Origin of the sequence: Rhodococcus sp. AQ5-07, assembly GCF_009707305.1 — a bacterium.
Classification (GTDB): Bacteria; Actinomycetota; Actinomycetes; order Mycobacteriales; family Mycobacteriaceae; genus Rhodococcus_F; species Rhodococcus_F erythropolis.
In genome coordinates, this window is sequence record NZ_CP046099.1 from 3,688,726 (window position 1) to 3,703,067 (window position 14,342).

At 61.5% G+C, this 14,342-nt stretch carries 14 protein-coding genes; 2 read left to right on the plus strand and 12 right to left on the minus strand.

What is annotated here, in order from left to right; genetic code table 11:
- Positions 1 to 73: 73 nt before the first annotated feature.
- The gene (locus GJB56_RS17045) at positions 74 to 628 is read right to left on the minus strand and encodes a TetR/AcrR family transcriptional regulator (protein WP_113682510.1); all 555 of its coding nucleotides are present in this window, start codon (positions 626 to 628) and stop codon (positions 74 to 76) included.
- A 185-nt stretch (positions 629 to 813) separates the two neighbouring features.
- Here GJB56_RS17045 and GJB56_RS17050 point away from each other — a divergent pair, with 185 nt between their 5' ends.
- On the plus strand, positions 814 to 2,037 hold the full coding sequence (locus GJB56_RS17050; protein ID WP_113682511.1) for a cytochrome P450: 1,224 nt from the start codon (positions 814 to 816) through the stop codon (positions 2,035 to 2,037).
- Positions 2,038 to 2,043: 6 nt separating this feature from the next.
- Here GJB56_RS17050 and GJB56_RS17055 read toward each other — a convergent pair whose 3' ends face one another.
- From GJB56_RS17055 to GJB56_RS17105, 11 genes are all read right to left on the minus strand, one after another.
- Positions 2,044 to 3,429, minus strand: a complete 1,386-nt coding sequence (locus GJB56_RS17055; protein ID WP_397509864.1) for a lipase family protein — start codon at positions 3,427 to 3,429, stop codon at positions 2,044 to 2,046.
- A 16-nt stretch (positions 3,430 to 3,445) separates the two neighbouring features.
- Positions 3,446 to 4,711: a hypothetical protein gene (locus GJB56_RS17060; protein ID WP_113682513.1), complete on the minus strand. Its 1,266-nt coding sequence runs from the start codon at positions 4,709 to 4,711 to the stop codon at positions 3,446 to 3,448.
- Between the two features lie 295 nt (positions 4,712 to 5,006).
- Entirely contained in the window at positions 5,007 to 6,074 is a 1,068-nt protein-coding gene (locus tag GJB56_RS17065) for a hypothetical protein (protein ID WP_230091000.1), read from the minus strand.
- Position 6,075: 1 nt separating this feature from the next.
- Complete coding sequence (locus GJB56_RS17070; protein WP_080945719.1) at positions 6,076 to 6,687, minus strand: signal peptidase I; 612 nt, start codon at positions 6,685 to 6,687, stop codon at positions 6,076 to 6,078.
- On the minus strand, positions 6,684 to 7,289 hold the full coding sequence (locus GJB56_RS17075) for a SipW-dependent-type signal peptide-containing protein (RefSeq protein ID WP_021345457.1): 606 nt from the start codon (positions 7,287 to 7,289) through the stop codon (positions 6,684 to 6,686). The genes GJB56_RS17070 and GJB56_RS17075 overlap by 4 nt, the downstream gene beginning before the upstream one ends.
- Before the next feature lie 9 nt (positions 7,290 to 7,298).
- Positions 7,299 to 7,970 (minus strand): signal peptidase I, encoded by a 672-nt coding sequence (locus GJB56_RS17080; protein ID WP_223257981.1) that lies wholly within the window; start codon positions 7,968 to 7,970, stop codon positions 7,299 to 7,301.
- Positions 7,971 to 8,035: 65 nt separating this feature from the next.
- Positions 8,036 to 8,578, minus strand: a complete 543-nt coding sequence (locus GJB56_RS17085) for a hypothetical protein (protein ID WP_019745195.1) — start codon at positions 8,576 to 8,578, stop codon at positions 8,036 to 8,038.
- Positions 8,579 to 8,604: 26 nt separating this feature from the next.
- Positions 8,605 to 9,117 (minus strand): alternate-type signal peptide domain-containing protein, encoded by a 513-nt coding sequence (locus tag GJB56_RS17090; protein ID WP_175470320.1) that lies wholly within the window; start codon positions 9,115 to 9,117, stop codon positions 8,605 to 8,607.
- A 218-nt stretch (positions 9,118 to 9,335) separates the two neighbouring features.
- On the minus strand, positions 9,336 to 10,277 hold the full coding sequence (locus tag GJB56_RS17095; protein ID WP_037133753.1) for an Ig-like domain-containing protein: 942 nt from the start codon (positions 10,275 to 10,277) through the stop codon (positions 9,336 to 9,338).
- Positions 10,278 to 11,003: 726 nt separating this feature from the next.
- Positions 11,004 to 12,599, minus strand: a complete 1,596-nt coding sequence (locus GJB56_RS17100; RefSeq protein WP_113682515.1) for an amidohydrolase — start codon at positions 12,597 to 12,599, stop codon at positions 11,004 to 11,006.
- Positions 12,596 to 13,555, minus strand: a complete 960-nt coding sequence (locus tag GJB56_RS17105) for a DMT family transporter (protein ID WP_020970706.1) — start codon at positions 13,553 to 13,555, stop codon at positions 12,596 to 12,598. The genes GJB56_RS17100 and GJB56_RS17105 overlap by 4 nt, the downstream gene beginning before the upstream one ends.
- Positions 13,556 to 13,606: 51 nt before the next feature.
- Between GJB56_RS17105 and GJB56_RS17110 the strand changes: the two genes are divergently transcribed.
- Positions 13,607 to 14,164 carry a TetR/AcrR family transcriptional regulator gene (locus GJB56_RS17110; RefSeq protein ID WP_003940110.1) on the plus strand — a complete coding sequence of 186 codons (558 nt, stop codon included), beginning with the start codon at positions 13,607 to 13,609 and terminating at the stop codon, positions 14,162 to 14,164.
- The last annotated feature ends 178 nt before the right edge of the window (positions 14,165 to 14,342 follow it).

Below are 14,342 nucleotides of genomic sequence, written 5' to 3' on the forward strand. Positions count from 1 at the left end.
GAACGAATGCATGAACCGAACCGTCTGCAGCAGCGACCGACCCGCCGCACTGTTCACGAACACGGAACCCTGCTCAGGAGCAGACGAACGACTCGACCATCCGTCGTTCGTCTGCCCTGTCGGCCAGTGGCCACGCCAACAGCATCAACACGATCCGAACCACCCACTGCGACTGTTGACCTTCGGGATCCAATCCAGCAAGTTCGAGTGCAGTACGCGGTAGCAACGGAGAAGACACGAGATACTCGTCGATACCGTTGGCCCGCGCCGCCGCAAGGCCATGGCTCATGGCGGCGTCGGCTCTGATCGCGTCGACGGCGACGAGGATCGACTCCACGATCCGCTGGTCGCCACGCAGTGATTCGACGGCAGCCGCAACCTGGCTCGCCACGGACGCCGCACCTCGCGACAACAGCCCCTCACGGATCGCGGACTTGCCACCCACGTAGCGGTAGAGCGTCGCCCGCGAACAGCCTGCGCGGGAAGCGACGTCGTCGGCATTGAACCGATCGAATCCCTGTTCTCGAATCAGCTCTGCTGCAGCCGCGAAGATGCGCTCGGTTGCGAGTTCACGGCGGTTACCGCCGGCCAACCAGTCGGCGGCGCGGCGCTCGTTTGCACCGGTCACTCTCCGTCACCTCGTCTCACTCTGAGACAGATTCAATCAGAAATCTCAAGGCTACGGAAGGCCGCGAGCCTCTGACCTGGGAGAAGTACGAGGGGGTTGAAGTGCGTGAGATTTTCTCAAAATGCCAGTTCAGAGGCATTTTCCACCTGTTGACTTCTCCTCGACGGCCGTGAAATCTTCCATTCGTGACACCACCGACGCTGGACATTAACCCCTTCCTCCCGTCGAATATCGACGACCCTTACCCGCTCTACGACGTACTCCGGCGCGAGCACCCCGTGTATCGAATACCCGATACCGACTTCTATCTGGTGTCGACGTGGGAACTGGTCACCGAAGCCGTTTCCCGTACCGAGGACTTCTCCTCCAACCTCACCGGCGTACTGGTTCGAACACCGGACGGATCGGCCGTGACGTTCGACATGAACGGCGGCGGGCAAGCCGCTCATGTCCTCGCGACCGCCGACGAACCGAACCATCAGCACCATCGCAAACTTGTCCTGCCGACACTGGTCGCCAAACGAATACGAGCACTCGAGCCGACGATGCACGGGTACACGCAGCAGTTGTGGGACAACGGCTTCGACGGTCGCCACATCGACTGGGTCACGTCGATTGCGGACACCCTCCCACTGCAGATGGTTGCCGCACTGATCGGCTTGCCGACAGCCGACGTCCCCCAATTGCTGGCGTGGTCTTACGACAGCACCAAACTTCTCAGCGGCATCGTGACGGCGGAACAGTTTACGGACGTCGTCACCTCGGCGGCCGAGCTCACCGGGTACCTCTACAGCAAGTTTCGTGAGGCGCGGACAAACCCGGTCGACGATCTACTCGGAGACCTCGTCCGTTGCTGTGACGCAGGCGAACTCAGCGAAGACGTGGCCGTGCTGATGCTGGTGCAACTCGTCGGTGCAGGCGGCGAATCGACCGCCGGACTGATCGCCAACTCTGCACGGCTACTCGCCGAGCGCCCCGAGATACAGACGCAGCTGCGCGAGGACCCCCTACTCGTGAGCGCATTCCTGGAGGAGACGCTCAGACTCGAGTCGCCTTTTCGCGGACACCACCGACATGTCAATGCGGACACAACCCTCGGCGGAGTGGCGCTACCCGCCGGCAGTCATCTCATACTGCTGTGGGGCTCGGCGAACCGCGACCCGGAGTCGTTCGCCGAGCCACACGCGATGAACCTCGACCGGGCCAATCTCCGAGCGCATTTCGCCTTCGGCAAGGGAGCACATTTCTGTGTCGGGGCCGCGCTGGCCAGGCTGGAAGCAAAGACCGCCATCGCCGTACTTCTCGAAAACAGTTCGCATGTCACAGTCGATTCCGAATTCCCGCCACGTTGGGTCCCCAGCATGTTCGTACGGCGCCATCAGAGTTTGCGTCTCGCTGTCACCGGATAGTTTCACTCAGTTGTCGAAATTGTGGGCTATCCAATCGATTGTCTGCATTCCGAACAGGTCTGTCCCCCAACCGAATGGATCCGCGACTGCGCGATCCATACTGCAGTCGGTGGGCTGATAGCTCACGTCCGTCCCTCGGCTTCTGTACGTGTCCGCCAGTTCTCGCGCATCAGCTGCCGGTACAAGTGACATCGGGGAGTCGTCCTTTGCACACGAAGTTATCAATACCTTCGACGCCGGAGCACCGTGACCCAATACGTTGTCGTCGTACGCACGCTGGAAGCTGGGTTCTGTGATCGGATCGATTCCCGGCTCGAAAAGGCTTGCCAACGGCACGAACGGAAGCGTGAAGTACGCCGGCATCTGGCACTCACCCCGGTACACGTCGGCAATCGCTCGGCCCACGGGATTGAGCTTGTCGTTCAACTTCATCTCGGGATACCACGGTTCGAGACCGAGGAGCGTCGCAAATCCGAAGCCTGCGCCGACCGAGGAATCTGTTGTCTCCATGAATGTTCGGGGCTTGATCACCATGCCCTCGAGGACTGTCGAGACGATATCGAGTTCCGGCGCGTAGGACTGCGCAGATTCTGCGGCGAATGCCGAACCGACTCCACCACCAGCGATTCCGAACAACGCAATCTCCGCCTCCGGATTCAGCTCGGAATCCTGCAGGTGAAATGCTGCGCGCACTGCATCCAACTGGGCGTGCCCGGCGAACTTACCCGCGAAGACACCGTGGGGATCACGGTCTCCGTTGTTCCCGACGTCGGAAATCACTACGGCATAGCCTTTTCCGAACATCAGCGCCAGTGGACCCAAGGCCGACCAGGAGGCGCCGTCCAGCGGATCGCCGCCGGTCCAGTGTGAAGTCGGATGACAGTAGCCGCCGACGCTGTCGTTGGCCTCCTGATAGCTGATGATCTTCTTCTCCGACGCCGGCGTTCCGTCGATCGGGATCATCATGATTCCAGTGCTCACTACCGGCGTCGAACAGTCGATTCCGGTTGTGACATACATGATCTTGTAGGCGTCGAGCTGTCCCGGTTTGTATCCGGTGAACAGTACATCCACCTTCTTCGACTTCACGAGATCACCGGGACGCTCGGCGCCGGTCAACACCGGCTCGTCGTAAAACGGATCATCGGCGGTGAGAGCAGTGAAAATCTCCTCTTCGGATGCGAACTCCCCTGAACTGAGAGCACCGACGGTGAACCCGTTGAATACCTCTCCCAGTGTTGGGGTGTCGGTCCGAAACTCCTCGGATACAGGAGTTTGCACGTCTTTCGGGACATCACTGTCTGGCACCTCAGCTCCAGCCGTTGCTGGCAGGACCAGCGCAACGGTCAGCGCTACCAGCGGCGCCAACCTTCGGAATGTGGCCGACGACATCACTGAACCGTCACTTTCAACTGGAGAGGGCAGATTCGAGAGTTTGTGGGAGGGTCATCATCGGGCGGTGGCTCTCCAATTGAATTTCGTAGGGAACACTCAATGTCGCTACGAGCCGTGGCCAATCTTCTTCGACCATCGCTCGGTACTTCGGCAATAGCTGTGAGGTGATGTAGTCCCACCGGTCCCCGTACACCGACCAGTTCCAATCCGGCAGTGGCATCGTCACGTTCGCGGTGCGTCCGTCAGCAAGTGTCGTCGTGAACTCGAGGGGCCGGAACGAGCGAGGCGGGACCACGCCGGCGACCGAGGGCGAGCCGGCAACGGTCGATGCGTAGGTGATCGCTTCTCCCACATCACCTTTGTAGGCGCGCACGGTATCCCACTGGTCGCGGATGATCACCCCTTGCTCACGTTGGAGCAGCGCAACGTTCCCCAGTGCGATCCGATTCGGATCGCCGGACGCGACATCGCGCCAGGCGTCCATGACGTCGTGGCCGAACAATCCCGCGTGCTGCATTTCCTCCAGCGCCGAAAGTCCTTCATCCACGTACGCCTGATGCATCGGCATCAGATCCGAGAAGATGTTCTTCTGCATCACCAGGATCATCCCCAGCACATAATCCAAGTCGTCCGCCGTGACGTTCCTGCCCACCGCCGCGAGTGCGCGCAGCCCTGCCGGCAATTGGTTCAGCGCTTGCACGCCAACCTGATCCGTGACCTGAGAAGCTATCGAATTGGCAACCTGCTGGAGATTCGGAAACGAGTACACGTCCGCCATCAGTTCGAAGTCGATCAGTCCCCCGCCGAAGTCCGCGCCTACCTGTCCGCCCATGCCCGCCCACTGCAGTTCCGGGTGACCGAGTTGCAGATCCTCGTAGTAGCGGTACGACTTCACCAGGTTCGTGCGATTAGCCGACACTCCGGCGCGCGGATTCCACGATGAGAGATCGATTCCGGCGGCTTCCGTGGCAGCGACCAATCGATACTGAAACAGCAAGGCCGCATAGGATTCCGGACTGCGACCACTGGCGCGGGCTTCTTCCACAAGGGCCTGCAAGGTGCCGAGATCAGTCGGCAACGCGGGATGGACACCGCCCGGACCGTGTTCGGCACTGCGATTCACAAGGGGCAAATTCACATACTCGTGCAGTTCGGACGCCGACGCCGATATCTGGACCGACAGCAACGCGGACATCGCCAGCGCACATGCCGCCGTGGCTGCCAATACGTCTCGCGCCCAATGACGTCGCCGAACTACGGCCCCCAGGTTTAACCGCATATCGGTCCTCGTACTCAGGTCGGCAATCGCCCCGATCGATTGCCGACACGAAACTTACTTTGCAGTAAGATAGCTCGAGACCTGAAGGAATACCAATTCCGTACGAGCACTCTTGACACCTCTACACGTCGTCGCCACCTGCAGTTGCTTATCCCGTTCCCGAATCGCCGAAACCTCACCAGCGAGCGACCGGCCGGTTACCTGTTGCCCGACACGATCAGAGCATGCGGATCCACGCCTGTGCCCCCGGATCCGGAGACTCGGGGGCACAGGCGAGAGATCGAGTGATCAGCTGCTACGCGAAGTCAGGCATGTTCTGCCCGCTGTCCTTGTAGAACTTCCACGTGCCGTCCTGCGGCGACTCCATGATGCGGTAGACCTCGGTTGCCCCGACAATCCACAACTGGCCGTCGTACCAGTGCAGAGTGGAACCCGATTCGACACGGCCACTTGCGAGTTCGTTGCCGTTGGCGTCGACCACTGCAACCTTGTTACCACCCGCAGTCCAGCCGCCGGTGAGGCCGCCACTCTCGACTGTGTCCGTCAGAACCGGCTTCGGATCCGCCGAGGGAGTGGTCTCCGGCGACGTGGTTTCCGGGGTGGTCGGTGCCGGAGTCGTCGTGCTCGGTGCCGTCGTGGTCGTGGCCTCGGTTGTACTGGTCGGCTCGGTGGACGTTGTCGGATCGACGGTCTCGCTCGTGGACGGAGCTTGGGTAGTGGTCGTCTCCAACGCATCCGGCTCGTTCGGCACCATCGCTTCGGCCTGCATCCTGCTCAGAGGGTTCGCCCCGTTGGGTGCCGGTGTCGTCGGATTCCAGGTGGAGACGTTCTCCCAGGCTTGGTTGGCCAACTCCGGACCGGTACCACCCTGGCATTCGGTCCTGTTGGACGTGAGGTCCTTGTGGGTGATCTCGACCGACGTCTTGTATCCCGACGAGATCACGGAACCATTTACGGTGTGAACCCGGGCGTACATCAGGTTCCGATCACCATGGGTGATTCCGGTGATCGACGTCTGGCTCGCCGGCAGATTATCTACTCGAACAACATAATTGGGATCAGATTTCCGGACGAAGACCACCTTGTAGCCGGTCGCGCCTGCGACCGGAGGCCAGGAAATTGAAACTCGCCTACCTGTGATGGTGTCGTACCAGGGCGCCTCGTACCAGCAGGAGATCGGACCCGACGTCAACGGCGTCGGATAGAAGTTGCCCGTCGCCACCTGTGCACCAGTCGAATTGACCGCGTCAGTTGGATTGGCCAACGTCCCGGCGGTCTGAGCCAGGCCGAAAGCCATTGCAGCAGCGCCGCCGATGGCGATCAACGACCGCAGCGACTTCATGCGGGTGCTAGCCCGACGCATTTCAATCATTATGAGCCTCCTGAAGCTCCCCGCAGGTTTCGTCAGCATCGACGCGGGCGTCATTTGTAGTGGCGGCGCGGGCATTCTCCAGACGCCGGTCTTTAGTTCGTCCAAATGCGATGACCAGCACCGCGCCTACCAATCCGCCACCGAGGAAAGTTGCGAGCGGACTGGAAAGCCAAGCAACGACATAGCCGAGCCCACCGACACTGGTGAACACGCGGTCCGCCTCGGTGATGGTGTACGGCAGCCGATCAGCCACATTGTTGGCATCGCCCTTGAGCGTGGCGAGCACGGTGTCCGCTCCTGCCGATTCGAGTTCGACCACGCGGTGGGTGATGCGCACGCCTTGGTCGTTGTCGACGCTGATCACGTCGCCGACAGCGAGTTCAGTTGCAGGCACGGTCTTCGCCAGCGCCAGCGCACCGGTGGAGATTGCAGGTTCCATCGAACCCGAGCGGAACACCAGTGGTTTGATCCCGAATATCAGGGACGCGAGAGTGGCGATTATGCAGATGAGCCCGGCGACCGCAGCCACATTCAGGGCAATTTCCTTGCCGCGACTGCGTCCCACGGTCACCTCCTCATCGGTGCTGTCCATCGCGATGATCACTGCCCCGTTGCGGTGAAGTTGAAGCCCAGATCGGCGATCTTGAACTGCTCCGTCTGACCTGCGGTCGAATCGACGGTCACCTTGATACACACCTGCTCCGAAACACCGGCAGCGAGTGATCTGCCGGAGACGAGTGTCGGGTTGCCGGAGAACGCTTGCTGCGTCCCGATGATCGGTCCTGAACAGGTACTGCCGTCGTTGGCACCGCTCTGATGTAGAGAAACCTTGAGCTTCCCGATCAGCGCGGACGAGCCGGTGGCCGTTGCCGATACTGCCCACTGGAAGTTGGCCGTTCCGGTGTTCTGAACCGTCAATGCCCCGGCCTCACTCTGGCCTGGCAGCATGCTGTTGCGCTTGAGTTCGGTGAATTGGTGTGCGGGCCGCTGGTTGTCGACTTTCAGCTGGACCGACGAAGTGCTGAACATGCCGGTGGTCGCGGTAGCGCTGTCGGACCACGCCGCCATCGTGCCGACCGCTCCGAGGCCCAGGACCATGCCGAGAGAGAGCACGGCCCGGGTGCGTATCCAACCGGTCTCGCCCAGACGGCTTCGCATCCGCGCCCCGAGACGCGCGCCGCCGCCCGATTTCTGTTCTGTAGACATTCTGCTGTCCTATTTCGATTCGGAGTTTGGTGCCGATGGATCGGCGGGCAATACCGGCGCGCCGAGTTCAGGGCCGGAAAGAGTCGGGTCGGTGCCACTTTCGTCGTCATCGGCCTTGCCCCGCTTGTCGCGGATGCCACTGACGACCATCCACACGGCATATACAGCCAGGCCCGCAGCCACTCCCGTGGTGAGAATCGAACGCGATTGCCCGTTGATCACCGAGTTCACCCGGCCCAGATACGGCACCGAGTAGATGACCCGACCACGGATCTGCTCGGGCACCAGCGACCACGAGTCGGCGACGGGGTTGTTGTCGCCGCGAGTGTGGATGCGACGCTCCCCTTCCCCGGTGTAGTAGATGCCCTCGATGCGGTGGGTGACCACCGCTGGATCGCCGGAGACGGGCTGGAACGTGATCACGTCCCCGGTGGTCAGATCCTCGTTGGGAGTCGGCTTGACCACTATGAGCGTGCCAGGGGGCATGGTCGGTTCCATCGAGCCGGTGAGAACCGTGTACGCGGTGGAGCCGGTGAGTCGAGGGATAACGACCATCACCGCGAGAACGCCGATCATCAACAGCAACAGCACCCACGAGACGATGGTGCGAGTCCACCACCAGAGGGTGGTCTTCTCTCCTGAGTCTTGTTCGGGATCATGTTGCCGCTCAGATGTTTCCACGTGTGCGCTGTGCCGGGGTCGATACTCGGCACGTTCGCCCGCGCGCCGGCTTCTCGCGGTGACGGTCATGACTGGCTCACTGAGCTTGCGTCGAAGGTGAACGTCGCGTTGGACTGTTGGCTCGCTGCCGCGCCCTGGCCCAGCGTGGCCCGCAGGCACAACACCTGCATCTGCCCGGCCGGAACCAGCTGCTCCGAAAAGGCCGCACCGTCCATGGCACCGTTGTAGAGCTCAGTGCCCACGTCACCAGTGGCGGTGCAGGCCGCCTCGTTGGCTACCTTGGCCACGCGCAGGCTCAGCGGCGGTGGGGTGGCGCCGTTGAGTACAACATCGGAAAGCACGTAGTTCATCTGCACATTGCCGGAGTTGATCACCGGCAAGGGCATCTGAATGCTGTCGCCCGGGCCCTTGTTGTCCAACTTGAACCCATCGAGGTTGAACTGCTTGACCCCTTCACCGCCGGCAGAGATATCGAGCATGCCTGCCTGAATAGTGCCGCCGGTCGATTCTGCGGTATCGCGCCACAGCGCGCCGGTCTGCTGCACCGAGACGAACCCGATGAGCAGAACCGACGACGCTGCGATCGCCCATTTGTATTGGGTCTTCACGTGACCTTCTTCTGGTTACGGATTAACTACGGGGTGAGCGTCTGCTCGAGGAGGATCGTTCCGGCACCGATGGTGGCGGTGCCGGCGGCGCCGACCTGACCGGTCGTATCCGCCTTGAACTCCACCTCGGTGGTGAACGAGATGGGGCCGGACGCGGTAATCGGCGAGACGTTGGTGCTCGACGGGCTCACGGTGAGCAGATCCGCGTCCTTGAGCGAGCCGGTCAGGTTGCCGAGGGTGGGAGTGAGGGTGGCCTTCAGGTTGGTGCCGTTCAGGGTCACCTGGTACACCGAGGTGTAAGCGACCTTGTCGCCCGGAACCAGCTTGTCGGTGGGCGCAAACGCCTGTCCGGCCTTGCTGCCGCCGACCCACTTCCAGGTGCCGGCCGTGGTCTCGGAAACTGCCATCGATCCTGCGGTCACCGTGCCGGCGCCCGTGGTGTTGGTGGACGCGTTCCACGCGGCCATGGTTCCGGCACCGCCTGCAAGCAGAACGGCAGCCGCACCAGCGGCGATCGCACCCTTTGTGGTCTTGTTCATCTGGTATTCCTCCTGTGCAGTTCGCGGCGGGACATCCGACGCGCTTGGTTGAGCCCGGGCCGTGCGGATGTGCACTCCGGTGAAACAGCCCCAGGAAGGGGCATGGGAAATGAAGCCGCCGAGTTGAATTCGGTGACCGAGAATGCCGGCGATGCGCGGAGATGGTCGAGATCGCCCCGCGCATCGCGAGTTCTAAGTGGCCGGTTGGGGCGGAGTGGTTATCCGCCGAGGCTTCCGAAGAGGTCCAGGCTTCCGAGCGAACCGGTGCTACTGCCGAGCGAACCGCTGCTGCTGCCACCCGGATCGGTGGTTTTCGCCGTGACCTTGACCGTGACTCCCGCGGAGGCGGGGCTGGTCCCACCCGCATTTGTCGCAGTGGCGGTGATCGGATGACTGCCGGGTGTGGTGATAGTCAGGTTGCAGCTGAAGTCCCCACTCGCATCCGCGGTGGCGGTGCAGGTGGCACCCCCTCCGGTGACAGTGACGGTGCTGTTCGGCTCTGCCTTGCCGGAGACCTTGACGGGTGTACCCGCCTCTACCTCGGCGGCGCCCAGAGACAAGTCGGTCGGAGCACTGGGGGCGACCACAGCAGGCTCGCCCTCCACCAGGACCAGACCCCAGCCGGGGTTGATCTCGTATCCCTGCAGGACTTCGCTGGCCGGGATACCAATCATGAAACCGACCATCACGTTGACGTTCTGCGCGAGAGGCGTCTTCACCAACTCGATCCGAGTCGCGGAATTCGCATCCGGTCCGATCACGAATTGCTGGCCGACCTGGCTGCCGATTTTGCCCCGCACTGTCGCGGTGCCGCCGCCCGAGACGGACCAGCCCTCGCTGAAGAGTGTGAGCGTGGCGGGAAGGTCGCAGACATTGCGGACGTCGAAGGCCATCTGCGTGCCCTCATCTCCGGGGATCGGGATGTAGTCGGTTCCATTGGGCCCGAAGGCTGGCGGCTTGACCCAGGGTCCACCGTTCTGGGACATCTCCAGGCACTGGTCAGTGATGTCGTCGCCCGGGGCAGCCACGGCGCTACCGGGAGCAAGCAGCGCACCCGAGGTCGCGAGGAGCAATGCAGCCGGCAGCGCAGCCAACACAGCAGTGGCGCGCCGGGGGAGACGGGATTCGCGTCCGTCCCCGACCGGGAAAAATCGAGGCATGTGAAGACTCATTTCGTCTGTCCCGTTGCCGGGCATTGGGGTGATAAGACGACAGATCCAGGTACATCCGCCATCGGTGCCGAACATGTTGCAGAAGGCTTGCGAGCCGAACCGTGACGCTGTGCATGCCCTCGCTCATACATAGCTACTGCTCCGCTTCGGATCAATTTTTATCACACGTATCAGCTTTCGTGGCGGTTTTACTGGTCAAACGTTCAGGAGGAATTCGAACACTCCATGCGGATGAATTAAGCGCGCTGACCAGTACTGTTAGAAACAGTTAGCTGCGCTTCGTAACTTGTTCCCGAAAACCCTTTGGCGTCGAACGGGCGATTCGTTCCGCTCGATACGAGAACACGTTCTACATACTCTTGGTATGTCCGAGGATATTCACGAACGAACTCGTCGAGAACAGCGACCCTCGAGCAAACAGAAGGATCGAACCGTTTCGAGCACGTGCTGCATTTCGTTCACGAACGCCACGGACACGGGCATCATCGATCGCCGCGCCTCGCCGGATCAGACGGCCACGACAAACCCTCACACGCTCCGAAACCAGCACTCCACCAATAACTTTGTCCGACCATTGAATAGCGACTGCCCCTGGTGCGTCCAAAGCTGTGGGCCGGGAAGCAAATTCGCTACCCGGCCCACGTGCGTCTACAGTTGCGAAGCCGGTAAGGAGTTGACTACCGGCACCCAATCCCAAGGTAAAACTACGAGCACCTACACCTCGAAGACGGTCTCACCGCCGACAACCGTGCGCAGGACCGACAGTTCGTTCAATTCCTGAGAAGCGCTCCGCAACGGATCTCCTTCGAGCACAACAAAATCCGCCAAAAGTCCCACCGCTATCCGACCTTTGTCCGATGACTCACCGGTGAGACGGGCGGCAGCGCTTGTGTAACCGGCCAACGCATCGGACGCGGAAACCCGTTGCTCTGCACCCAGAACATGACCTTCTCGCGTCACACGGTGTACGGCTGTGTTCATCGTGAAGAGCGGGTTCACGGGAGTGACAGGGCAGTCGCAATGCAGCGCGTAGGCAAGCCCCGCCGCCACGACCGACGCCACGGGGCTGATCCGCTCGCCGCGACCCGGTCCGAGGAACCGATCACGGTGCCGGTCGCCCCAGTAGTAGACGTGGTTCACGAAGATCGACGCCACCACCCCGAGGTCGACCATCCGCGCGATCTGATCTTCCCGCAACGTCTGAACGTGCTCGAGTCGATGCGAAACTTCGACGTCCGGGTGTGCCGTCCGTGCCGCTGCAATTGCGTCCAGTGCAAAATCGATGGCTTGATCACCGTTGGTATGGATCGCAACCTGCCGGCCGGCAGCGTGATGTTCCGCGACGAGCACCCCGAGTGCACCTGCCGGGATTGCCATTCCGCCGCAGTGGCATCCGCCCAGATCGTGGTACGGCTCGGTCAGCGCAGCGGTGTGCAACTGAATCGACCCGTCCGAAATGAGTTTGACGCCGCCCACACGAACTCGATCTGTCGAATCGGCGAGTTCACCCAATTGATCGTGAACCCCGTGGCCGAGGTAGAGGCGCGCACGCAGCCTCAAGTCACCATCGGCGTCGAGTTGCCGGTACGCCTCGTACATCTCGGCTGTGACGTACATGTCGTGAAAACTTGTCACGCCCACCGAAGCCATGACTTCCTGCGCCCGCAGCATCGCGACCTTGGACGCATCCGGGTTCATATCCGGAACAAGTCCGTGTACCAGAGACATTGCCGGAACCTCGCACAGTTCACCGGTGGGTACACCGGCGCTGTCCCGAACGATGACACCACCCTCCGGATCGACCGTGGTGGCATCGATCCCGGCCTTCTCCAGTGCGACCGAGTTGACATAGATCCCGTGAGCAGACAAGTGCCGCACCAGAATCGGATGCTCGGTGGATGCCTTGTCCAGATCAGCTGCGGTCAGACCTCGATCCTCCGCCACGAGGCTGTCGTCGAAGCCCCACGCTCCTATGGGCTCGCCAACTGGTGTGATCGCGGCCCGCGCGGCCAACGCCGTGATCAACTGCTCGATGGTCGGGCACGCACTCGTCGTTGCGTCGACCCCACTGAGCATCAAACCCCACATCATCGGATGAAGGTGCGTCTCGATGAACCCCGGAACAACAACTGCTCCGGCAAGATCGACAACGGAGGTTTCGGAATCGGTCAGCGCCGAGATCTCGGCATCAGTTCCGAGGGCGACGAATCTGCCGTCCTTGACTGCCACAGCGGTCGCGTTATCGCCGACCGCACCGTCCATGGTCCTGATCTCGCCGTTGATGTAGATGTGGTCAGCCACCGGTGTCATACGCTTGTCTCCATTCGTTTTCCGACTACAGTCGTCGAGGACTTCTTCGCAGGTATCCGCGTCGCCACAACCACTCCGGCCAAAATCATTCCGGCACCTGCAAGTTGGACGAGAGTTGGGGTCTGCGCAAGCATCACCGCGCCGAACAGCAGTGCCGACGCCGATTGCAACACCAGGCTGGCGGCGACTGCACTGGCAGGCAGACGCTGACTGGCGCTGGCCACCAGAAGCCACCCGATCACCTGAGATACCAACGCGAGCAGCACAAGCCAGCCTTGAGCTACGAGCGAAGGGGTCAGATCCAAAGTTCCACTCACGAGGCCGTATGCACCTGCAGTGAGGGCAGTGGCTCCCGTCGAGACGAACATCGGCAGAGCCGTTCTACCCGCCGCCCGAGTAGCCAGACCCATCAGGAAGATGTAGACCGCGTAGGCGCCTGCGGCGATCACGGCAAACGACACTCCGACAGCAGGATTCGCCCCGGTGAGCGTTGTGCTCGTCCCGGCTACCAGAGCAACTCCGACGAAGAGCAACGGAAGGCTGGCGACCAGTTCCCGGCCGATCCGTTGGCGCAGAACAACGTAGCCGAGGATTGCGACGAACAGCACTTGCAAATTCAGGATCACAGTCGAAAGACCTGCCCCGATCGAATGAATCGACTCGTGCCAGAGCACAAGATCGATTCCGAGGAACGCGCCGGCAAGCAATGACTTCACGATCCAGGGCGCCGAGATCGAAGACCGGGATGACCGACGACGCTGAACGAGCACGAGTATGCCGAGAGGGATGAGCGCATAGAGACACCGAAAGAAGGCACCCGTCGACGGAGACACTCCTGAGAGTTCATAGAGCACCGAGGTCAACCCGAGGATGCATGCACCGGTGACGACTACGCGCAGGTCACGACGGCGTAGTTGATCGCCGGACGGCACGCGTGGCGATACTTCATCACTCATGGTGATAATGTATCACCGACGCAAAGCCTGTCATACAGGGAAGATGCGTGCATGAGAACTCCGGTTACCCGTGAACGCGTGATCGCTGCCGCAGCCGACCTGGTCGACAGCAAAGGCGCCGACGCTCTGGTACTGAGTCAACTCGCCGAGACCCTCGACGTCCGGCAGTCAGCCCTGTACAAACACGTCGACGGGGTCGACGACGTCCACCATCAACTCAGCCTCCTCGCACGCAACCTTCTCGCCGAACAACTGCGTGCCGCCGCGGTTGGTCTCTCGCGCGACGACGCCGTCATGGCGCTCGCAGACGCATGGCGTGCCTTCGTCCGGGTGCACCCCGGGCTCTACGCCATCACCGACCGCTACCCCACTGCTCCGCATCCCGATCTGGTCTCCGCCGTCGGCGAGGTGGTAGACGTCATCAACAAGGTGATCGCGGGATACGGTCTGAGCCCGGATGATTCGGAGCAGGCGGCGTGGTCTCTTCGTAGCGCGCTGCACGGTTTCTGCATCCTCGAATCGGTAGAGGGTCAACCGGCCGGCACCGACCCGGATCGGGTTTACCGAAGACTGGTCGAACTTCTCTGCGCCGGTATTGCTCGTATGTAAATACCGGCTCCTGTTATCGTCGGATGAAACGACACAGACCAAAAGGATCAGACATGGTTGGTGAACTCGACATCTCCGGATAAAACCGGGCATGACGGCCACCGGCAGACGCCTCGGAGCGCTGCCGTAGTGGCCATGTTGTCGTTCACTTACCCGACTTTTTGCGGAGCAGCGTTGC